Source organism: Algoriphagus sp. UBA3586 (assembly GCF_002376385.1).
GTDB classification, from domain to species: Bacteria; Bacteroidota; Bacteroidia; order Cytophagales; family Cyclobacteriaceae; genus Algoriphagus; species Algoriphagus ornithinivorans.
This window is the reverse complement of sequence record NZ_DFMT01000013.1, coordinates 231,516-231,815: the sequence shown is the minus strand read 5'-3', so window position 1 is coordinate 231,815 and position 300 is coordinate 231,516. Positions and strand designations below refer to the sequence as shown.

Below are 300 nucleotides of genomic sequence, written 5' to 3'. Positions count from 1 at the left end.
CAGTAGTGGTAGCGGATATGCCATCATTGATAATCGACAAAGTAGCAGACAAGCAGTCGATCAGTGAGGTAAGTGAGGTGATTACTTATACCTTGACTGTGACCAATGACGGCAACGTGACGCTGACAGATATAGTGGTGAATGATCCGCTGACAGGATTCAGCGCGACGATCTCAAGTCTGGCACCGGGAGCATCTGAAGAGCTGGAGACCAGCTATACGGTGACTCAGGAAGATCTGGACAGAGGCTTTGTGAGAAACGTGGCGACAGCTACGACGACTTACGGAGAAAAGGAGATCA

General features: G+C 49.7%; 1 protein-coding gene. It reads left to right on the top strand.

From position 1 onward, the window contains the following. The coding region (locus B2906_RS18990; protein WP_422652860.1) for a DUF7507 domain-containing protein at window positions 1-300 on the top strand (300 nt) is incomplete at both ends.